Annotated in this window: 20 protein-coding genes; 6 read left to right on the forward strand and 14 right to left on the reverse strand. The window is 39.6% G+C overall.

The features are described from left to right. Positions 1-177 precede the first annotated feature (177 nt). Positions 178-2,505, reverse strand: coding sequence for a phenylalanine--tRNA ligase subunit beta (gene pheT / locus QOL44_RS10610; RefSeq protein WP_009061687.1), 2,328 nt, complete (start codon positions 2,503-2,505; stop codon positions 178-180). A gap of 282 nt (positions 2,506-2,787) precedes the next feature. Between pheT and QOL44_RS10615 the strand changes: the two genes are divergently transcribed. After that, entirely contained in the window at positions 2,788-3,558 is a 771-nt protein-coding gene (locus QOL44_RS10615) for a porin family protein (protein WP_009061688.1), read from the forward strand. A gap of 38 nt (positions 3,559-3,596) precedes the next feature. Here QOL44_RS10615 and trmB read toward each other — a convergent pair whose 3' ends face one another. The 3 genes from trmB to QOL44_RS10630 all read right to left on the reverse strand — a co-directional run bounded on the left by trmB (position 3,597) and on the right by QOL44_RS10630 (position 5,191). Continuing rightward, on the reverse strand, positions 3,597-4,241 hold the full coding sequence (trmB, locus tag QOL44_RS10620; protein WP_009061690.1) for a tRNA (guanine(46)-N(7))-methyltransferase TrmB: 645 nt from the start codon (positions 4,239-4,241) through the stop codon (positions 3,597-3,599). Positions 4,242-4,330: 89 nt separating this feature from the next. Next, entirely contained in the window at positions 4,331-4,711 is a 381-nt protein-coding gene (locus QOL44_RS10625; protein WP_009061692.1) for a dUTPase, read from the reverse strand. A 33-nt stretch (positions 4,712-4,744) separates the two neighbouring features. Beyond that, positions 4,745-5,191, reverse strand: a complete 447-nt coding sequence (locus tag QOL44_RS10630) for a thiol-disulfide oxidoreductase DCC family protein (protein WP_009061694.1) — start codon at positions 5,189-5,191, stop codon at positions 4,745-4,747. 145 nt (positions 5,192-5,336) lie between these two features. Here QOL44_RS10630 and QOL44_RS10635 point away from each other — a divergent pair, with 145 nt between their 5' ends. The 3 genes from QOL44_RS10635 to QOL44_RS10645 are packed head-to-tail and all read left to right on the forward strand — an operon-like array spanning position 5,337 to position 8,021. Further along, entirely contained in the window at positions 5,337-6,089 is a 753-nt protein-coding gene (locus QOL44_RS10635; protein WP_009061696.1) for a dolichyl-phosphate beta-glucosyltransferase, read from the forward strand. Then, positions 6,061-6,849, forward strand: coding sequence for a polysaccharide deacetylase family protein (locus QOL44_RS10640; RefSeq protein ID WP_009061698.1), 789 nt, complete (start codon positions 6,061-6,063; stop codon positions 6,847-6,849). The genes QOL44_RS10635 and QOL44_RS10640 overlap by 29 nt, the downstream gene beginning before the upstream one ends. A gap of 2 nt (positions 6,850-6,851) precedes the next feature. Then, on the forward strand, positions 6,852-8,021 hold the full coding sequence (locus QOL44_RS10645) for a glycosyltransferase family 87 protein (RefSeq protein WP_009061700.1): 1,170 nt from the start codon (positions 6,852-6,854) through the stop codon (positions 8,019-8,021). On the opposite strand, the gene hisF is transcribed toward QOL44_RS10645, so the two are convergent. The 7 genes from hisF to trpA all read right to left on the reverse strand — a co-directional run bounded on the left by hisF (position 7,989) and on the right by trpA (position 12,719). Next, positions 7,989-8,762 carry an imidazole glycerol phosphate synthase subunit HisF gene (hisF, locus tag QOL44_RS10650; protein WP_009061702.1) on the reverse strand — a complete coding sequence of 258 codons (774 nt, stop codon included), beginning with the start codon at positions 8,760-8,762 and terminating at the stop codon, positions 7,989-7,991. The two genes, QOL44_RS10645 and hisF, sit on opposite strands and share 33 nt — an antisense overlap. Before the next feature lie 44 nt (positions 8,763-8,806). Next, positions 8,807-9,301 (reverse strand): tRNA (cytidine(34)-2'-O)-methyltransferase, encoded by a 495-nt coding sequence (locus tag QOL44_RS10655; protein ID WP_045086800.1) that lies wholly within the window; start codon positions 9,299-9,301, stop codon positions 8,807-8,809. 57 nt (positions 9,302-9,358) lie between these two features. Then, positions 9,359-9,820: a hypothetical protein gene (locus tag QOL44_RS10660; RefSeq protein WP_009061705.1), complete on the reverse strand. Its 462-nt coding sequence runs from the start codon at positions 9,818-9,820 to the stop codon at positions 9,359-9,361. A gap of 143 nt (positions 9,821-9,963) precedes the next feature. Then, entirely contained in the window at positions 9,964-10,737 is a 774-nt protein-coding gene (gene truA, locus QOL44_RS10665; protein ID WP_009061707.1) for a tRNA pseudouridine(38-40) synthase TruA, read from the reverse strand. Next, on the reverse strand, positions 10,734-11,417 hold the full coding sequence (locus QOL44_RS10670; RefSeq protein ID WP_009061709.1) for an acyloxyacyl hydrolase: 684 nt from the start codon (positions 11,415-11,417) through the stop codon (positions 10,734-10,736). The genes truA and QOL44_RS10670 overlap by 4 nt, the downstream gene beginning before the upstream one ends. Positions 11,418-11,438: 21 nt before the next feature. Next, positions 11,439-11,879, reverse strand: a complete 441-nt coding sequence (ruvX, locus tag QOL44_RS10675) for a Holliday junction resolvase RuvX (protein WP_009061713.1) — start codon at positions 11,877-11,879, stop codon at positions 11,439-11,441. Between the two features lie 18 nt (positions 11,880-11,897). Continuing rightward, complete coding sequence (gene trpA / locus QOL44_RS10680) at positions 11,898-12,719, reverse strand: tryptophan synthase subunit alpha (RefSeq protein ID WP_009061715.1); 822 nt, start codon at positions 12,717-12,719, stop codon at positions 11,898-11,900. Positions 12,720-13,199: 480 nt separating this feature from the next. Here trpA and gltB point away from each other — a divergent pair, with 480 nt between their 5' ends. Further along, complete coding sequence (gene gltB, locus QOL44_RS10685; protein WP_009061717.1) at positions 13,200-17,759, forward strand: glutamate synthase large subunit; 4,560 nt, start codon at positions 13,200-13,202, stop codon at positions 17,757-17,759. Positions 17,760-17,979: 220 nt separating this feature from the next. Here gltB and QOL44_RS10690 read toward each other — a convergent pair whose 3' ends face one another. Beyond that, complete coding sequence (locus tag QOL44_RS10690; RefSeq protein WP_009061719.1) at positions 17,980-18,336, reverse strand: LysM peptidoglycan-binding domain-containing protein; 357 nt, start codon at positions 18,334-18,336, stop codon at positions 17,980-17,982. A gap of 751 nt (positions 18,337-19,087) precedes the next feature. On the opposite strand from QOL44_RS10690, the gene QOL44_RS10695 reads away from it, so the two are divergent. Next, positions 19,088-19,999 (forward strand): FkbM family methyltransferase, encoded by a 912-nt coding sequence (locus tag QOL44_RS10695; RefSeq protein WP_166791408.1) that lies wholly within the window; start codon positions 19,088-19,090, stop codon positions 19,997-19,999. Between the two features lie 249 nt (positions 20,000-20,248). Here QOL44_RS10695 and QOL44_RS10700 read toward each other — a convergent pair whose 3' ends face one another. Together QOL44_RS10700 and hisB are read right to left on the reverse strand one after the other, a co-directional pair. After that, positions 20,249-21,151: a dihydropteroate synthase gene (locus QOL44_RS10700; protein ID WP_009061722.1), complete on the reverse strand. Its 903-nt coding sequence runs from the start codon at positions 21,149-21,151 to the stop codon at positions 20,249-20,251. 28 nt (positions 21,152-21,179) lie between these two features. Then, positions 21,180-21,791 carry an imidazoleglycerol-phosphate dehydratase HisB gene (gene hisB / locus QOL44_RS10705; RefSeq protein ID WP_009061724.1) on the reverse strand — a complete coding sequence of 204 codons (612 nt, stop codon included), beginning with the start codon at positions 21,789-21,791 and terminating at the stop codon, positions 21,180-21,182. Positions 21,792-21,865: the final 74 nt, after the last annotated feature.

The following is a 21,865-nucleotide window of genomic DNA, read 5'->3' on the forward strand; positions in this document are numbered from 1 at the left end:
GAATGAGACCTTTCGTCCCTTTATGTACAGAAAAGGACGCGCTCTGAAATCCCGCCTTCCAGTTAAGGCCTGGCGTTCAATCAGCAAAGCGTTAAGGCCCTAATATTTCAAACATCGGAGGAAAGGCTAACATTCCAATCACGCACAGCGAAGGGAAATCTTTAAAAAAATTCTCCCTTATTCTCTAAAACTACAAGAAAGTTTTTTCCGTAACCCTTCCTTTAGTTTTATTACAATAGCGTTGACTTCTTCATCTGTCAAAGTGCGATCTTTGGCTCGAAAGGTTAAAGCATAAGCCAAGGACTTTTTCTCTTTAGGAATTCGAATCCCCTCTAGATCTTCAAAAAGATCAAAAAGCTCTACTGATTCAAGAAAAGGAACTTCTTGGTTTTGAATCTCTGTTAAGATTTCTTTATGCTTTAATTCCTTGTCCACAATCAATGCTATATCCCTTCGAATGGATGGCTGAGTTGGAAGCGGTTTATAGGTGGGGGGCTCCTCACTTTCCCTTTTCCATCGTTCGAGGGTATATTCAACATAATAACAGGGAAAATCGACTGCTAATCCTTCTAAGTCCTCTGAACGAACTAAAAACAACTCTTTACGATCTTCCTCCAAAAAACCCTTTTTTTGTTCTAGAAAATCCACCAGCTGCTTCAAATCATAAAAATCTATTTTTCGTTGTTTCATTGACCACTGTAGCTTATGTGTTTCCAGCTGATTAGTTTCTCCCCCGACAAGAATGCCTAGCCTTTGCTCTTCACACACCTTCCCTTTATTGTTAAAAAAAAGAGTGCCGATTTCGAATATCCTTATTTCCTTATTGCCTCGCCTCCAATTCGTATTGGCTACCTCAACCAAAGATCTCAAAAATGATTTTCTCAAGACTACATGATAATTGCTTGCCGGATTGGATAGGGAAATTCGATCCTCCTCCTTCTTCTTTTCATCAACCACCAAGGGAATGGTCATGCATTCCTGATATCCTTTCGATGCCAGCGCTTGTTTAAGCTTAAAGACCTTATCCCATTCCTTTTCTGAAGCTGATGGGGAAGCCAACCCAAAAGGAATCCGCGATGGAATATCAGAAAGACCACGCAGGCGTACCAGCTCTTCAATAAGATCCTCTTCTATTTCCAAATCGGATCTGAAAGAAGGAGCTTCCCAATAAGATTCCTTCTCTGTTTGATGCCTTAACAGTAATCCCAAAGACTTGAGTTTTTCTTCTATTACTGCTTGTGACCAAGACAAAGCAGTAAACTCCTCAAGCTTTTGTTTTCTAAGCCTGATGCTACTTTTTCTTGCTTCAATCGTTCCCTCCACGGTACCTCCAACCAATTTCGCCCCAATGACTTTTTCCAATAGCTCCACAGCCCTGATTCTCCCAGGAATTACCCCTTGCGGATCTACCCTTCTTGCAAATCGATAAGAGGCTTCAGTCACTATCCCCAGCCTATTCGATGTCTGTTGAATTGTAAAGGGATCAAACCAAGCCGATTCTAGGAGAATCGATGTAGTAGAGCTACTGACTGCCGAAGCCTTTCCTCCGATTATTCCTGCAAGAGCTTCTACCTGATGGGGGCTTGCAATAACCAAATCTCTTTCATCCAGTACATATTCTTTACCATCCAATCCAACAAAAAGCTCCCCTTTCTGGCCATCTCTTACAATAATGTTCTGGGAACCAAACCGTTCGGCATCGAAAGCATGAAGAGGCTGTCCAGTTTCAAGAAGAACATAATTCGTAACATCAACAACAGCATTGATGGGCTTAAAACCACTCGCTTTAAGCCTAGAAGCAAGCCAAGTAGGAGAAGGGCCAACCCTTATGTTCTCAATCCAGCATCCAGAATACAAAAGACATTTCTTCTTATTCTCTACCGTCACCCTTCCATAACTACTCATTAACCCTTCTCCCATAGATGCTTGTTGAAAAGCTCTTGAAGATTTTAGTTTCCCCACACCAAGAGCTGCAAGCTCTCTAGCAATCCCAATATAACAGAGCAGATCGGACCGGTTCGGAGTGATCTCCAAATCAAGAATCGTGTCTTTTGGAAATAAAGAGCTAAGGTTAGTACCTATTGCAACTTCTTTTGATAAAACCATTATCCCTTCAGATTCTCCCGACAATCCAAGTTCCTTTTCAGAGCAGAGCATCCCGTAAGAAGTTTCGCCACGTATTTTTCTTACTCCAATCTGCAGACCTCCGGGCAAAACAGCCCCAGGCAAAGCTAAGACGACTCGATCTCCTACATCAAAATTTTTAGCACCACATACAATACTGAGCTTATCTAAGCCAGTAAAGACCTCACACAACCTTAATTTATCGGCGTTCGGATGGGGCCTCCAGCTCACTATTTCGCCCACTACTATCTTTTCATCTTCAATTCCTATCTCATTAACTTCCTCAACTTCAACTCCTCCTAATGTCAATTTTTCGACTATCAGAGCCAAAGGCTGTTCCAATTCAAGATAATCTTTAAGCCAATTAAGAGATATTTTCATTATTCTATTATCCTAAAACCTATACCATTTTTTTTCCTCTAAATCCTTTCCCTATTTTATACTTGATCACAGATTTACTAAAGCATTACTCGCTATTGGGCTTCATTTTGTTCAAAGCCATGCATTAAACTAAAGAAAAATTAGTCATAATCCCTAGATTAAAATTCCGGTAATTTTGTTTTGATTTTTTTTAAGATTAAGAGATAAAGTCTACAAGATTAAAATATGATTTATTTTAAAGAATCATTAAAATAATTAATAGAATATTAAGAGGAGGAAAAAATGAAAAAAAATACAAAGCTTGCGGTTTTGAAAATCTTACGGTGTGCTCTTCTTTGCTTAAGCATTGGATTTGGTTTTTCTGCTCTGCATCTGAAAGCCGAAGACAATGCCTCGACCCTAGCGGAAGGAGATGAGATAGCGGTAGATAAAGATCATAGTTCAAAATACTTGGAAAATAAAAAGGCAATGGAAAAAGCTGGTGCTGAATCGAAGCGAATCGTTGGAGCATGGTATATTGCCGGAGGAGCCGGAACCGGTTTTGTAGGCGCTAATGATGGATTTGTCAATCCCGGCGGACCCATTACGGTCAACACCAACTTCAGCACTGTTCTTGGAATACTTGGTGGTTATCATTGGCTTGATACTGAAACCCATCTCGCATGGACAGTTGATGCTGAAGCCGCTTACATAGGCACTGGACATTATCTGAGCCTTCCTAATATGAATACTGCTCTGAACATTGGCGCCTTTATGGTGAATGGCACTGTGGGGTATCATATTGGCAATTTTGAACCGTATATTGGTTTTGGAGTGGGAGCCGTTGTTGTCAACGCCGAAGTAGCCAGTGCCAATATTGGGACTAATTGGGCTTTTGCCTTTCAACCCATAGCCGGTGTTCGCTATTTCATCACTGCCCACTGGATGGCAGCCGCCCAATTTGAGTGGATTTGGACGGATACCCTTTCAGGATATAATCTTGGAGCCACTCAGGTTACTGTTGGTCATGCTATGATTCCATTAGGACTCTTAGCCATTGGTTATGCTTTCTGATTGTAGAAAGAACAATCAACTGAAGCTGAAAGGGGCATTTACAATGCTGTTTTTTTTATCCATAGCGCCTGATAACAAAGGATGCCCCTTTCTTTAAACCTTTTTTGGAATAGGCTTTCAGGATATTCGGAAGGCAATGCTAGTGGTTTTTCTTCAAAATATCCTGAAAGATGAAAAAGTTTCTCACTCCAAACAAAATATTCTCTGTTATCCGTTAGTAGTCGGCATATCCCATTGGGTTTAAGAACGTCGGCTATTGCTTGAACAACCGGAGCTTTGATGGATCTTCGCTTATGGTGCCTTCTTTTTGGCCAAGGATCAGGGAAAAGAATATGTATTTCGTCGATTGAAGAAGGCATACAATGCCTTAATAAAAATTGTTCCCAGCAACAATGAATAACCCTAAGGTTTTTTAAATTCAAGCGTCTAGCTTTTGAAGCTATTTTTCGTACCCTGCTAATTTTTTTTTCTATGGCAAAAAGACAGGCTTGGGGATTTTTGATTGCATAATCAATAATAAAAGATCCTTCTCCAGCCCCTAAATCCAATATCAAAGAGCCGTTGGCGCCAAAGATACTGGAAAGGTCCATCGGCCCCTCAGCATGGGGCGTAGAAAAAATCCAATAATCTAATGGAGGGATGTTGCCCACCCTCTCCAGACTGTCGCAACCCCCCTCTCCCATTCTTTTCCTTCTTTTCTTAAAAAATTAACCCTACAAAAGAAAAATTAAAAATGTGATACAACATTCAGACTCATACTAAAGATGAAAAATCAAATATGCTTGCAATCGTTTTCATCTTTAAAATGATACCCTTCGTCGATCCTTTTTACATTGACCATATGTTTTTTGTGATAGGCTTCGAAAAGATCTTCTGGACTCATCCCTAAAAGTTGCGCTGTGGAAACAAGAAAGTGCAACAGATCGATGACCTCCACACGGGCATTCTGTAAGTCAAATTTTTGATATTTTGCCCACCATTTCCATGGAATACTGTCAACCAGTTCGGCCAGCTCCTGCCCAATCGCTCGAGTATAATTCAAAAGCCACTGTATTCGAGTTTCCTGATCCATAGTAGTAGGATCAACCCCTATTTTTAGATTCAGTTTTTTTTGCAGTTCAAATATTTGGTCTAATTTGTCTTGACTTTGCATTTTTATTATTGTGGCAAAGTGAGTCGAAGAGGATCAATCAAAAAAATATTTTCTTTGCTCTTGATTCAGAAAACGGCAATTTTTTTCTTTCCCAAAGAGCTTGTATCGATTTTTGGCAATTATTCTATAGAGTTTATTTAAAAATGAAGTGGGGAAAAAAGAAAGCATAAGTCCTAACAAATAAAACCCGGTAAGGCTTTTCAGTATCTCCACAACGGCTTGCGATTCAATGAAAAATTCCCATTTATGCTTCTTATCGTTATAACGGCATAGGACTATAGAATCGGCCATTTTCGCCTCAGGACTCATGAGCCATTGGAATTTTTCAAACAATTTTCCTTGTCTTGGAGCAAACAAAAAAGAATGGTTTTTATCTTTTCTTAAAACAAAGGATACAAAAGAATTGCATAAAACACATATTCCATCAAAAAAGATAATTTGTTTGTCTTTTTTTTCAGAGACAAAAGCATTAAAATCCACAATCTATAATATCTTAGTGAAGATTCAAAAGAAAGGGGGGGAGAAAAAATGGCATGAGCTGTTATAAACTAGCAAAGCAAGAAAATTATCGAAACAATCGAAACAAAGAACTTCCATTTTCTTTTTTTTAATTGCAATTATTTCCATGACCATATTCAGTGTTGTTCTGCCGGTCTATAACGAAGAGAAAATCATTCAAGAGGTCTCTCGATCTATCTGCCAGTTTTCTATACAAAATCCTCGATACGAATTTGTTTTTGTTAACGATGGCTCTACAGACAACACTGGAAATTTACTGAAAGCTGTTTTAAAAGAATATGCCTCTGCTCATGTGCAACTTATCGATTATAAAACCAACAAAGGCAAAGGTTATGCTATAAAAGAAGGCTTCCGGCACACCCGTGGAGACAATTTCTGTTTTCTAGATGGGGATTTAGCTTATCCGTTAGATTACCTGCCTTTGTTTGAAGAAAAACTACAAAGTTGTGATATTGCCATTGGCAGTAGAATATCGGAAAAAAAGGGTTTTTGTTTGGAACGGAGTTTAAGAAGAAAATTTCTTGGCTACTGTTTTAACAAACTGGTTGGCTTTATACTTGACCTGCCTTATTCGGATACACAAGCCGGACTGAAAGCTTTTCGAAGAACTGTAGCTGAAAAGCTATTTAAATTGCAAAGAATTGAAGGTTTTTCTTTTGATGTGGAACTGATTTTTCTTGCAAGAAAATTGGGTTATAAAGTCGAAGAAATTCCTGTTAAAGTCTCTGCCACACACTCTTATAAGCATTCTAAAATCAAACTTTTTGGGGACTCTCTTCGGATGTTAAAGGAGTTGTTGCAAATCAAATATCTTGCAAACAAAGGGGAATATGATCGGCAAAATCTATTTGAACTTTGATCTCGAAGAATTTGATATTCCTTGCGAATACGGGCATTACTTAAAAGAGGAAGAACAGATTCAGGTGTCCAATGAAGGCGCAGAGGCTCTCTTGGAGTTACTCCAAAAAAAAGCGCTAAAAGTCACTTTTTTTACAACGGCTTCTTTTGCTTTAAAAAAAACCGAACTTCTTAAAACTATTCTAGCGTCCGGACACGAAATCGCATCGCATGGATTAAGCCACAATCCTATCGGGAAAGATGAAGAACTTCCTCTTTCAAAGAAAATCCTAGAAGATATCTGCTCGGTTCAAATTCTTGGGTATCGAAGTCCTAGATTCAGAGCTGTAAACTACCAATCACTTATTTGTTCTGGGTATAAATACAACTCATCGATCAATCCTACCTGGCTACCTGGTAGATACAATTATTTATCATTACCAAGAAAAATTTTTTGCGAACAGGGCCTTGTTCAAATACCAATTTCGACTACTCCCTTGTTTCGTATTCCTCTTTGTTGGCTGACCTTTAAAAATATCCCTTTATCCTTATTCAAAACATTTTCCCTATGGACATTACAGGAAAAAGGTTATCTCAATATTTTTTTTCACCCATGGGAATTTACCAATATCCAGAAATATCCTATTCCCAAAGTAGCAAAAGCGATTGATGGTCTAGTTCTTTTACAAAGACTCGAGGTATACATTTCTTGGCTGCAATCTTTAGAGGTAAGGTTTTGTACCCTAAATGATGTTATTCAGAAAGAAAGGCCTGTAGAATAATTATGAAAAGTTCTTATTGGGCCTTTGCCAGCATTGTCCTTTGGTCAGTTTTAGTTGTTTCCCTCAGCCTTCTTATATTCCATAATCCAACAAGTCGAACCGTTACTCTGGCTTATGTTCAAGCCTCTACAAGGTTTTTACAAAAAGTCCCTCTTTACGAATCTAGTGGAATTCATGGGTTTCTCTATTTTCCTCATTTTGCCATTTTTTTTACTCCCTTTGCCCTTCTGCCTCCTATTCCAAGAGAAATATTATGGAGAATATTTTCCCTTTTGATATTTGTTGGGGCACTCCGAAAACTCACGACCTCTTTTTTCCCACTCTATCCGGATAAGATCTTTTTCTATTTTTCCCTACTTATATTGTTCAGTGCCCTAGCATCGATCCGAAATGGACAGACTAATCTAGCTCTTAGCGGCTCCTTAGTGCTTTCATTTTTGGCCTGTGGGGAAAAACATTGGCTAAAAGCAGCTTTTTTTTTCTTCCTAAGCTTGATCTTCAAACCCATCGCGCTGTTTCCTTTTGTTTATGCCACCATTTTCTATCCTTCTTTCAAAAAAACTGCTTTTTGGCTCTTCCTGCTCTTTGTCCTCTTCCCCTTTTTCTTTTGCTTAGATCATCCACTCTACATTGTCGAACAGTACCTGCTTTTCATGAAGCGGATGACGACGGTTTCCCAGCCAAACGAAGCAAACTTTGCAGATATTCAAGGACTCTTTCATGTCGTACATGGGGAACTTCCTTTTGCCCTTTCTCTTGTGATCCGCAGTTTAGCAGCGATAGGAATAATTCTTTTGGCTTTTAGGCTTAAAAGATGGAGTAAAAGTCCATTATTTTTTTCCATGCTTCTTTATTCTTTTTCTACTGCCTATTTACTCCTCTGCAATCCTCGCACAGAACTGAATTCCTATGTCTTTCTTGGACTCTCGCTGGGTTTCTTCTCCCTCTACTTTTTATTTGTTGAAAAGCAAAACGCAATTGGACTCTTCTTGCTAGCTTTGCAACCTTTCCTAGGCATAGAAGCCTTTGGAAAAAGATGGGTAGAGATGGGACTCTGGCTTAAACCACTGATCTGTCTTTTTTCTCAGATTCTTTTAAGCTGGCAACTCTTTAAAGCACAAACAAAACCTAACGTCGAATCAGATCCGAATAGCCAATCCTCTCTCCTTTAAGTACTTTTTTAACTCGGCTATATGGATTTCACCACGGTGGAATACGCCGGCAGCTAGGACAGCATCTGCTTGGCCAATTTCCAGGGCTAGTGCAAAATCCTCCATTTTCCCTGCTCCTCCGCTGGCTACTACTGGAACCGAGACTGTACGTGATAAACTCCTAATTAAATCTAGATCGTATCCCTCCTTCATTCCATCTGCATCAATGCTATTAATAACTATTTCTCCAGCCCCCATTTCCACCCCTTTCTTAGCCCATGAGACAACCTCCCATGGCGTTTCTTTTCTACCGCCATGACTGAATACTTTCCATTCATTAGTTTGTTTCCGTTTAGCATCGATAGATAAAACAATACATTGAGAGCCAAATTTCTTTGCTCCATCTTCAATGAGTGACGGATTTTCCAAAGCTGCGGTATTCAAACTGACCTTGTCGGCTCCAGAAAGTAAAACCTGCCTTATATCTTCTAGGGTTCGAATCCCACCGCCAGCAGTGATGGGGATGAAGCAGCGGCGCGCTACCGATTCTAGAACGTTCAGTAAAGCCCCTCTGCCTTCATGACTAGCCGTTATATCATAAAAGACGATCTCATCTGCCCCCTCTTCATTATATTTCAAAGCCAAAAGGGTCGGGTCTCCTACATCAGTCAGTTCGCCTAATTCGGCTCTTCCAAATTTTTTCCCACGCGTAACTCTCCCCGCATGAACATCCAGACAGGGAATAATTCTTTTTGCAAGCATACAGGAAAAATAATGTTGAAAACAAAGCCTTTGTCTATCTATTCCTAGCACAAAGCAGAGATTTTTTTTCGAAGCAAGTTTTGCCTTATGGCTTCATAAAGGATGATTGAGACACAATTAGCTAGATTGAGGCTACGCACGGAAGGGTTGAGAATAGGTATCGAAAAAATGGACTGAGGACTCAAAGAAAGAATCCTTTGGGAAAGGCCCTTTGTTTCTCGTCCAAAGACAAAGATATCATGAGGTTGAAAAGAAGCAGTAAAATAAGGTGGATAAGTACCTGTTTCAAAAAAGAACAATCTCCGTTCCCTTTGTTTTTCTAAAAAAAAATCCCAGCCCTTCCATAGAGACATCTTAACCGCTTTCCAATAATCTACCCCTGCCCTTTTCATTGCCGCATTGTCCAAAGAAAAACCGAGTGGCTCAATAAGATGCAGTTCAGAATTTGTGGCAGCACATATCCTTGCAATGTTACCCGTATTCTGAGGAATTTGAGGAGCAACAAGAACTATTCCAAAACCAAAGCCATCACATTCCATACTGAAATAAAAAGCGATTCCCCGCACCTAGCAAATGGTGCGGGGAATACAAACTCATTATATTTTTTTCTTTATTCCTTTAAAGAAAAGTTCATGGAAAGCAACTGCAATTAGGGCTAAAAAGAGTGCATATATTCCCATCCATAGATTCATTGGAATATGCCCCGGAGTGGATAGTCTTGCAACAATATACCCAATCCAAAGGGTACCCCAAAAGGGAAGGAGGCTTTGGCTGGAAGTGGGCTGATCAGATACTTTTGTCCCCATAACCAAAAGCAGAGCGAGGGCAATCAAGCTGATATCAGCTATCAACAAATAGAAGTTCCTTTCCACAATTCTCTGGAATATGAAAAGATGATCAGCCCCAGCTCTAGCTGTCATTTCATAAAAATAAGCCAAAAGCGCAGGCACGGCTATCCAGCAATACACTAAAGCAAAAAGACGGAGTAGAGGAATCATATCCATCCCTCTTTTTTTTAAAGTATGCTCCATATTCTGAACTGTTGAAGGTTCAGTCATGCAATCCTCCTTTCATTGATTATTTTAATGAAATGAATATTGATGATATCTTATAATATGTCAAATAAAATTATATTTAGTTATCCTTATAATTTAAAAATAGTATAAACATTATAAATATAATAATAGAAAAAATAATTATTTTAATGATTTGTCTCCAGGTCTGGAGGATAATCGACTTTCAGGAGATACAAGCCCCATGGAGGGGCAGAGGCAGGAGAAAGCTTCCTATTTTTGCTTTCAAAAATATCTTTTAGCTTTTCAAGATCCAATCGACCTAATCCTATTTTCACTAATGCTCCTACAATATTTCTGACCATTCTATAAAGAAACCCATTGGCTTTGATCGTAAAAAGGCACAATTGCCCTTGGACGGTAAAGCCACAGTCGAAAACAGTCCTTATTGTGTCTTTTAAGACAAAACCAGGGGAGCTAACAAAAGAAGCAAAATCTTTTTTGCCTACAAAAAGCGTTGCCGCTTCATTCATACTTTGTAAGTCCAGCTGTCTAGGAATATGCCAAGCTCGCCAGAGATAAAAAGGATCCATCACTGGATCATTCCATATCCAATATTGATAGGTTTTGGAAATAGCATGAAAACGGGCATGAAACTCTTTAGAGACAACTCTAATATGTAGAACCCTAATGGTTTCAGGTAAATAATAATTCAATGCTCGTTGTAATACTTCCGCTTCAAGTTTTCTGGGAGCGATAAAAGAAGCGACCTGCCCCTTGGCATGAACGCCAGCATCTGTCCTGCTAGCTCCCTCAATATGAATTTCTGTTTGCCATATTTTAGCTACAGCTTCTTCTAGAAAGCGCTGGACTGTAGGTAATTGGCCTTGCTTTTGCCAACCATGAAAGCCAGTACCGCAATAAGAAAGAATTATCTTATAACCGACTAAAGGAAGATTCAATGTGGCCGACCCAAGAGATAAGAAAATCCAATCATTCCACCCAACTCATTAACCCCAATATTTCTACTTGCCATGTCCGCATTAGACATATGATGGAAAAGAAGCTCAAAATTAAAAGACCAATGCGTATCAAGCATGTATCTGCAACCAGCACCCAATTGTGGGGTAAATTCTATTACCTGTCCAACCATTGATTGCGTCTTGACCGTATAGGCATCGTTATAAACGAATCCTAAACCTCCTTCAATAAAGGGAATAAAGCGACTATCAGGCTGTACAAAATTGTACCTAACCATAATTTGAGGGCCTATAACAGTACTACCAAAGCCTTTTTCTATGGCGCTAGCATAAAGGCCGACAAGCAATTCGAGATTCCCGCGCAAAATTCCCCCTTTATCCGGCGTAGTCAACATCCAACCCCAATAGGTTAAGGTGGGGATTTCATTAAAAGTATATCTTCCATTACCAGAACCTGTAGAAAAAAGGCCCCCAGCCATAAACATAATTTCGTTAGCGCCTTCTTTGAAAAGAGCCACCTCTGGAATTTCTTCTGTCTTCAAAGAGACATTTTCTACTTTCTGCCCACTTTCTTCTGAATAGTTAGATCCTCCAGGATTAGCCTTCAAAAGCGTAGGCAATAAAATAGCCAAGCTTAGGAGAAAAGAACATAAAAAGCGCATCTGTTTTCTCTTTTCAAAATGTTAAACAACACTTCTAGCTTTTTTTTCTTTTAAAAGCAGTCCATCCAAGTAAGATTGTAGTACAACTGCAGCCGCACAACTGTCAATCCTTCTTTTCTTTTCTTTTCCGTGGCAGCCTCTTTCAGTCAATAGTCTATCTGCAAGCTTCGTGCTCAGTCTCTCATCTTGAAACTCCATAGGAATTTGAATCCATTGTCTAAGTTTAAAAACAAACTGTTTAACCTTTTCTGCCGCAATCCCATAGGAACCATCCATGTTTCTTGGCAAACCTACAATAATAAGACTGACTTCAAACTGCCTTATCGTTTCTTTAAGCTTTCCAATAAACTTCCCAAACGGTTCAGCCTGCAATGGATCCAGAGGAACAGCAATGGACAAGGTCTCATCACTGATGGCTAATCCAATATGCTTCGTTCCATAATCTAAGGACAAAATAGACATTGTTTCTGCTTTTTCCTTTCACAATGATTGATTATTTTTTTGCTCTTTATGAATACTTTTTGCAAGCGAAAAAGCAAACTCCTTAAATTTCTCTAAGGTACTTTTACCTTCCACGATCCTGGCTAATTCATCAACTAACGCGCTACCCACGACCACTCCATCGGCATAGGATGCTACTGTTTTTGCCTGATGCGGAGTCGACACTCCAAATCCAACACAAAGTGGCACCTTGCTTAAAGTCTCCATTGATTTTACCAATTCATAAGCTTCCTTAGAAAGTTCTTTTTGTAAGCCAGTGATGCCGTTACGCGAAACGCAATAAAGAAATCCCCTGGTTCTTTCCGCTATCCTCTTTTTTCTAAGCGTGGAGGTGGCAGGGGTAACAAGCAAAATTCGATCTAATTTTTCTTCCAAAGAATTGATTCCCTCAAGAGATTCTTCCGGGGGCAGATCGACGATCAATACCCCATCTGCACCATTGTCATAGGCTTTAGCAGCAAACCGTTCTATGCCATAACGAAAAATTGGGTTTAAATAGGAAAAAAGAACAATTGGAATATTGGATTTCTTTCGGATTATATTCAAAAGAGAAAAAACCTGGTCGATATGCACCCCCCCCTTGAGAGCTCGAAAAGCCGACTGTTGGATTATCGGGCCATCCGCTAAAGGATCTGAAAAGGGGATACCTACTTCTAAGATGTCTGCCCCTGATTCCTCAAGAATTTCCACTACATTAAGAAATACTTCAGGAGTTGGGTCTCCAGCCATTACAAATGGAATGAAAGCTTTGGTTCCACGCTTCTGTAATTCTAAAAAAGTTTTTTCAATTCTGCCAATCATATTGGATCTTCCTTATAGGTAAAATTTATCAATGATCTAGCTTAAAAAAAGACAAACCTATATAGTGGCTTTTGCTATCTATTCAGTCAAAAAATCCTCTTTAAAAACTAATTAGACGTTGGCATCCAAGCAATCGCTACTTTTCTCTTTCCTTCTAAGCGATTCTCCTAGAAGTTTTTGTGTGATCCCCCCCCTCCATCATGTTAAACTTTACACTACTCGGCCCCTTTGGAACTTAAAAGCTTTACCTTTGGCTTGATAAGCCCGTTGCTTCCTGAATAAAAACAATGACAAATCCCTACTGCTTCTTCCTGCATTGAGTCAGAGCTACTTAGCCAACCGCAATGCAACTTTCTGTCAGCCTCAATGTGGATGCGAAAGGACTTTTTTAATGAATATTTTTTATTCATCAAATTATATAAGAAAAAAAACAAACGTGTATCTTGCCACTTTCGAAAAGATACCTAGAATTAACACAACATGCATTTTGCAAAATTTTTAGACAATCAATCGCTTCCACCACTTTGGATTGAACAGATGGAGCGGTCAAGCTGTGGAGTAGGTTTTGTAGCGGATATCCATGGAAATTCAACTTACCACATCTTAGATGCTGCTCTACAATGCGTCTGTGCCCTTTCTCACAGAGGGGCTATTGATGCTGATATGAAAACAGGTGATGGGGCTGGGGTCATGACTAAGATCCCCTATGATCTCTTGCGTCCAGAAATAGAGAAATCCGGGCACCATCTTTTTAAAAACGAAGATTTAGCTGTCGGATTCTGTTTTCTTCCCGCCAAAGATCTATATGCGCAAGTCCATTGTAAAAAAATTATAGAGGAGACTGTTCTTGAACATGGCTTATATATTTTGGGATGGCGTCTTGTTCCCATCCACATGGATGCTCTTGGCGACAAAGCTCAAAGAACCTGTCCTCACATCGAACAGATTCTCTTGGCAAAACCTCTAGATCGCTCTCTAGATTCGTTGGCTTTTGAACAGCTCCTTTTTTTATGTCGGAAAAAAATTGAAAATAAAATTGCTAAACAAAATATTAAAGATTTTTATATCCCTTCCTTTTCTTCTAAAACAATTGTATACAAAGGGCTTTTTGTCTCTCCTCAACTCCAAAAATTCTACGCTGATCTCCACGATCCTCTTTTCAAAACACCCTTCGCTATTTACCATCAAAGGTATAGCACGAACACTTTCCCCTCGTGGTTTCTTTCACAGCCATTTCGAATGCTTGCCCACAATGGGGAAATCAACACGATTCAGGGGAACCGATTATGGACCAAGGCAAGAGAAAAAGCGCTTGAAATGTGTGAACCCTGGGGAAATGAGATCGAAAACCTGCTACCAATCATTCCACCTGGAACAAGTGATTCAGCAAGTCTTGATCATGTTTTTGAGTTCCTCACTCTTTCCGGAAGGGATACTTTAGAGGCTATCCTCATGCTTGTTCCTGCCGCATGGCAGGCTGAAAAGCACATTCCCGAAGAGTTGAAAAATTTTTATCTCTACCATGAACTTTTTTCAGAGCCATGGGATGGCCCCGCAGCTCTAGTATTTAGTGATGGGAAAATTGTCGGTGCATGTCTGGATCGCAACGGACTTCGTCCCTCCCGTTTTAGGATTACTTCCGACGGTTTGTTTATTCTTGGATCTGAAGCAGGTATCGGAAAGATCGATGAGAAAACTGTCATTGAAAAAGGAAGACTTGGTCCAGGAGAAATCATCGCCATTGATCTCGAAGCTAAAAAAGTTCTTAGGGATAAAGAAATTAAAGAACAGGTTAGCTCTAAATACCCTTACATTCAGTTCTTGCGAAACTCTCAACGCAAAATAGGAAAAAGCATTTTCTTTGCAGACTCTTTCCACAATGATCCTGAAGAACTTAACAAAAAGCTTTTGTGTTTTGGATATGACGAAGAGGAAATACAATATGTTCTAAAACCGATGGCTCAAAAAGCTGAAGAAGCGGTTGGCTCCATGGGAGATGATGCCCCAATAGCAATTCTTTCGGATAAACCGAAAATTCTTTATTGGTATTTTAGACAACTTTTCGCACAAGTAACCAATCCACCAATTGATCCTATACGAGAAAAACTCGTGATGTCTTTAGAAAATTGGTGTGGTCGACTACCGCAATGGCTTCTTACAGGTCCTATAGACCATGAAGTCATTCGTCTATGCTCGCCTTTTCTTTTCAATGAAGAGCTTGAAGAATTAAGATCTAGACCAGAGCCATCCTTGCAAGCAAGGACTATCCAATGTCTTTTCCCTATCGATGGTTCAGAAGAAGCTTTTCTATCTAGGCTCTGGGAAATTAAAATGGAGGCTGAAGAAGCCGCTGATGAAGGCATAGCCATTCTCATTTTGTCAGACAAAGGACCGTCCAAAGAGCTTGCTCCTCTCCCTATGCTGCTTGTGGTGGGGGCTGTTCATCATCACCTGATTAGGGTTGGAAAGCGAACCAAACTATCTATAATATGCGAAACGGGAGAATGTCGCGATGTTCACCATTTTGCTTGTCTTATCGGCTATGGGGCAACAGCAGTAAATCCGTATCTTTGTCTGGAGCTTTTTTCTAATCTTCATCAAAATGGTGCATTTGGCAATTTGACAAGAGAAGAAATAGCTAAAAACTACAAATCGGCGATTGAAAAAGGGCTTCTAAAAATTATGTCAAAAATGGGGATTTCAACGATCGCCAGTTATCACGGCAGCCAACTTTTCGAAGCCCTTGGCATTGGGGAAGAAGTTATCAATGATTGTTTTGAAAATACCCCTTCTCGTATAGGTGGGCTGACGTACAGGCAAATAGCCAAAGAAGCTATCCAAAGGCATGAGCTGGGATTCAGGGACCAAGCCCCAAAACTGATGGATTTGGGGTATTACCGTTATAAAAGAGAAGGGGAAAAACATGCGTTGATTCCTCAAGCTATTCACCCCCTTCATGTCTATGTTGGCTTAAAAGGCAAAGAAAAAGCAGGACAAATAGAAGAGTATAGAAAGTTTTCCAACCTCATCCTGTCAAGCGGTCCTATTTCAATAAGAGACTGTTTAACCTTTCGTCAACAAACCCCCATTCCACTGGAAGAGGTGGAACAAATTGAAGAAATCAGGAAAAGATTCACCACGGCTGCCATGTCTTATGGTGCCTTATCCCCTGAAGCTCATGAAACTCTATCCATTGCTATGAATAGGATTGGAGGTAAATCCAATACAGGAGAGGGAGGCGAGGATCCAGAAAGGTATAGTCCTTTACCTAACGGGGACTCGAAAAATAGCCTGATTAAACAAATTGCCTCCGGAAGATTTGGAGTGACAGCTGAATATTTATCCAATGCCGCTGAAATAGAAATCAAAATGGCTCAGGGATCAAAGCCTGGGGAAGGAGGTCAAATTCCTGGTTTCAAAATCGATGAAGTAATTGCCAGACTCAGAAGGAGTACTCCTGGAGTTCCTCTTATCTCCCCTCCTCCTCATCATGACATTTATAGCATCGAAGACCTCTCTCAGTTAATTTATGACTTAAAACAAGCAAATCCACGGGCAAAAATTTGTGTTAAGCTTGTCTCCGAAGCCGGCGTTGGAACAATTGCTGCTGGGGTTGCTAAAGCCCATGCTGACATCATCCTGATCAGTGGCAATGAAGGGGGAACGGGAGCCTCCCCAATTTCTTCTATAAAATATGCTGGAACCCCTTGGGAATTAGGGGTAGCCGAAACCCAGCAAGTTCTCATGCTCAATGGACTGAGGAGTAGAGTTACCTTGAGAACAGATGGTGGCTTGAGAACGGGAAGAGACATTGTCATTGCAGCGATCCTGGGTGCCGAAGAATTTAACTTTGGAACTATGGCCCTTATTGCTATGGGTTGTGTTTATGTCCGCCATTGTCATCTCAATACTTGTCCCACGGGCATTGCTACTCAAGACCCAAAACTAAGAGCTCGATTTAAGGGAACCCCTGAAGGCATTATTGCCTATCTCAATGCCGTTGCTCAAGAAGTCAGAGAAATATTAGCTAGTCTCGGAGCTCGGTCATTAAACGAAGTGATAGGAAAAACAGAGCTTCTTGAACAAAAATCATTTCCTAATCACCCCAAATCCCATCTTTTGGATCTTCGTTCATTGCTCTGGAAACCCGAGGGAATGGAAACAGAACCTCGGTATCATACGTGGGAAAGAAATGATCCTCAAGGCGATCGGCCGCTGGATGAACTACTTCTTCAACAAGCTAAATCAGCAATACGGACCAGAAAATCCGTTCTTATAACCCATAAGGTTAAAAATGTTAATAGAAGCATTGGAACTCAGCTCTCGGGGACTATTGCTTATCTTTACGGTGATAACGGTCTTCCTGAGGGCACCATCCAACTGAACCTATCAGGATGTGCTGGCCAAAGTCTTGGCGCCTTCCTGGTCAATGGAGTTAACATTCGGCTTGAAGGAGAAGCCAATGACTACGTTGGCAAAGGAATGAGTGGTGGGGAAATTGTTCTTAAAGCCCCAGATTACGCCTTGTTCAAACCTGAAGAAAATGTAATCTGTGGCAATACAGTGTTATACGGGGCAACAGGTGGGAGATTTTATGGTTGTGGAAAAGCGGGAGAAAGATTCGCCGTTAGAAACAGTGGAGCAACGGCAGTCATAGAAGGAATAGGCGATCACGGATGTGAATATATGACTAGGGGGAAAGTCGTCGTGCTTGGAAAGACTGGTAAAAATTTTGCAGCAGGAATGTCTGGTGGCATTGCTTATGTATACGACGAAGATGGCAGTTTTCCGGACAATTGTAACCTGCAGATGGTAAGACTGGAAAGATTTCCAGAAGAGGATGAAGCCAAAGACCTGCAACAGATTATTTATTTTCATTTTGAAAAAACTGGTAGTACCAAGGCAAAGCACATTCTTGAGAACTGGAGAAAAGCAAAAGCTTTATTTTGGAAAGTCGTTCCCTTGGAATCAGCTCACACGGGAAAACCAAAGACAGTGGAAAAACCTAAAAGGAGCATTTTACAGGAATCAAAAATTTGAGAATTTCGAGGGCGTAACATCGTAATGCTGCTGCTGAAAAACACAGCTAAATGCTTATAAGGATTGTGAGGAAGCGGTTCCATTTTTCTCCTGAGGATAAGCCAAAGGTCGGTTTATCCCCTCCAATTTAGGCAATGGGCCTAAGGCTAGTTACTGGTCAGCTAATCAAAAAGTTCGTTTAAAAGAAAATATGTTCCTTTCGGCCTAGATCAAAAAATAATCATTGACTTTGAGAAGGTGGAACAGTTTGAATTTTTGCTGAATCTTTTTTCTCTTCTTGGGATGGGGAAGGATTGATATCCTTAGGAGGTGGTGGCCGATATCCTTTCGGAGGAATGATTAATTCTTGACCAGGTTTTAAGCGATCGTCTTTTAATTCGTTGATTGCCATCAGTGCTTCAACTGTGACCTTATACTTTCTCGAAATTTTCCAAAGACTGTCTCCTTTTTTTACAACATACTTTATTTCGGTAGGTTTTTTAGTAGAACTGTCAACAGATTTTGTTTTAGAATCAGAAAGCTCTGTAGCTTGTGCAAACGAAATAAACAAAACAAAGACAATGATAAAAAGTGGCATGCTTTTATGATATCTTAGAGCCTTTTTTTTCAAAGTAGAAAAATATGTTTTTTTACAATTTCTTTAAATAATTTAATAGAGGCTACCAAAGTTTAAATCTCTGCAATCAAATTAGAAATTTGGATTAACTCCAGAATAGAATCCACTGAAGATTTATATGTTCTAAAAACACTCTAAGTTTTTGACCAAAAGATTGAATTAGACCGTCAGATTATTTGATCGGTGGGCTATACAAACTGATAGAGTTGAGCCGTTACCACAGTCTCAAATATCTAAAACCCCTATTGAATTCGCTTGCATAAGAGGATGCAATTGATATCAGATAGTAGATTCATTAAACTTGCTTTTGCCAAGCTAATATTAGTTTTCCTATCTTGCCGCATGATGCCTGTCTTGGCACTGGGTAAAGATTTTGGCAGACTTCCTTATTCCCTCATCCATGCTTGCATGCCAAAACACTTGAGAATTCCCGTATGAGAGTGGATCATACATTCCCAGTTGATTTCTGGGATTCTAGTTCCCTGAGAATCCATTCATACCTAAAACCTCATAGAGGAAATAGAAGTGTCTTCACTAATCAGTCCATGGCCCATGTATTGAAAACTAATAACCACGTGCGACTACACCTTTAGTTCTATTTTTATCATGAGGAGGCTTGCCATTTATTAGATTAAAAAAATTAGTTAGAAGTCTTCTAAAGAAAGAATAATATCATTTTTGCTGTTATTGAGGCAATAATATGGGCCGTGGAATGAATGGATATACTCGTTGGTATTATTGGAAAAGGAAATTAGCTCTTTACAAAAAAGATCTTGGTTCTTATACCAGAGAATCTTCCTGTTTTTTAAGATCTAAAATTTGTCAAATTATCCTTTGGACCTTTTATAAAAAGATTTTTAAAGGAGACTGGAGTCTTTATCTTGATAACGGATCGAAATTTATTTACCGCTCTGAAAAGGGTTTTATACCCCTATCCTTTTCTTTTTCTGGAATTACTGATTATAGGGAGATGAAGTTCTTAAGCCGGTATTTGAGAGAAGGAGATTATGTTTTCGATTGCGGTGCCAATCAAGGTCTTTATAGCATATACATGGCAAAACTTGTTGGAGAAAAAGGTAAGGTTGTTGCCATCGAACCTTGCGAAAGATTTATTCAATTTCTTAATAGAAATAAAAATGAAAATAAATTTTATTGCATTGAAGTCCATCAAATTGCTGCTGCTAACAAGGAAGGAAAAACATTCTTTCTTGAAAAGGGTCCCTATAGCCGCCTAGATCCAAAAAACACGGGACATGACTCAAAGGCAGTCGAGGTAAGATGTCTTGAAGATCTTCTTGACGACAGAATTCATTATGTTTTCGGGAAAATAGATGTCGAAGGAGCTGAGCTTTTTGTTCTTCAAGGGTTGACAAAAATGCTTAAAAATGCAAATCCTCCCGCTATTCAAATTGAAATAACAAACTTGACCAAAGACTATGGATATTCAGCCTACGATCTTAAAGAGTTTCTTTTAACCTTTGGCTATCATATTTATCTTTACACTCCATGGTCTAACACTTTCATATATAAAAAAGAACCCTGGAAGCATTGTTTAAACTCTTTAGCCATCCATCAAAGGGAAATAGAATTTGTACAAAGCAGATTAAAAGGTAAGGCAGAGTGAATGAGGTTCGTTGATATGCTGTTTCAATGGGTATGTGAATAACTAAAGAAGCTTTCGAGGCTATGGCCAAAATCCAGCACCCATGAAACTTATAATGCCATTCAAACTTGCTTTATTGTTCGTGAATCATCGGATGGAGATTATAGTTTTACTTTTTCTGCAACTGCCTATTCCTCTTCTCCGCCTTCTATTTTTCTATTACGCATAATGACTTCGAAAATACTTAAGCAACTGATCTAAGACAGATCCTTATGGATTTTTGCTTGAAAAAAGTTGCATCGTCTTTACAACCCCAAGAACCTTGTTTATTTCATGGGTTCTTAAAAGATCCGTTTTGCCTAAAATGGCGAGCAGGGCGAAAAAAGCTTCCGCAGTCCTTACTTCATCTTGAAAACATTCAAAGGCATGAGGCAAGGCATGGCAAATTGGCCAACCAAACTTTCGAAGCCGAAAAGTATGAAGAAAGATTTCCATTTGCCTTTGGATTCGGGTAGGACCATCGAGGAGATTGGGATAATAAAATCCAAGACCAGGATCTAGCCATATCTTTCTCACTCCACAAGACAAAGCTTCTTCGATCCGTTTTTCAAAATAAGGGAACAGTAAACTTAGTGGATCTTTAGGAAGCTCAATCGGTTGTACCTCTCGGACATTATCACCTCGAACAAAGTTAATAATCACCCCCCCATCATAATCAGCCACAACCTTAAAAAATTCTTTTAAATTATCCCCCTTTGTAAGATTTAAAATAGCTGCCCCTGCCTTAAAACAGCCTTTAGCTACATTTAGATGATAGGTCTCTACAGAAATGAGTATACCTGTAGTCGATAACTCTTTAATAATAGGAAGGAGCAGTTCAAGTTGTTGGATATCATCAATCCTTTGAGCATATGACAAAGAAGACTCAGCACCAATATCGACTATATCCGCCCCGGAGGCTTGGAGAATCTTCGCCTTTCGTACTGCCGAAATTGAATCTAAAGCCACACTTTCGCGGTACCAAGATTCTGAGGACAGATTAATAACTCCCATAAGATTTGGCTTATGAGGATCAGGAAAATATCTTCCGCAAAGCTCAAAACGACGAACTTCTTTAGAATAATCGTTGGAATACAATAAATATAATTCAGAGAGATAAGATAACGTCAGCATGAGATTTTCACTAAAGCCGTGTGAATCCCTATCCTAAAGTTCCTTTCGTGCTTGGAATACGCTCAACACATGCTGGGTCTAAACAAACAGCCATCTTTAAAGCTCTTGCCAAGGCCTTAAAGGTGCCTTCAATCAAATGATGCGTCTCTTTACTTTCCAATATATGGATATGAAGGCAAAGTCTAGCATGTGTAACAAAGGCCCTTAAAAATTCTTCTAAAAGTTGAGCTTGAAAATTACCAGCAGAAAGAAAAACTAGGGGCAAATGGTCAGGGGATCGAAAACAAAGATAAGGCCTTCCGCTGATATCTATTGCTGAGTGGACTAGAGTTTCATCCATAGGTAAAAGACAATATCCATAACGAGCAATCCCTTTTTTATCGCCCAGAGATTTATTAAGAGCCTCTCCAAGCACAATGCCACAATCCTCTACTGTATGATGAAAATCAACTCCAAGATCCCCTTTACATTCAAGGATTAAATCGAAAGAAGCATGATAGGCAAAGAGTTCAAGCATGTGATCAAAAAACCCAATGCCCGTTTTTATTTCGCTTGTCCCTTTCCCATCTAGGGTCATTTTTATGGAAATGTCCGTTTCCTTTGTTTTCCTTTGAATTAATGCAGTTCTTGAAGCAATCATTACGATTTAATTAACCTATTGGAAAGCTATTTATAGAAATTTAAGGCCTTTTTAGCTCTGCTTTGAGAAACATT

Source organism: Candidatus Methylacidiphilum fumarolicum, assembly GCF_949774925.1.
In the GTDB taxonomy this organism is placed as follows: Bacteria; Verrucomicrobiota; Verrucomicrobiia; order Methylacidiphilales; family Methylacidiphilaceae; genus Methylacidiphilum; species Methylacidiphilum fumarolicum.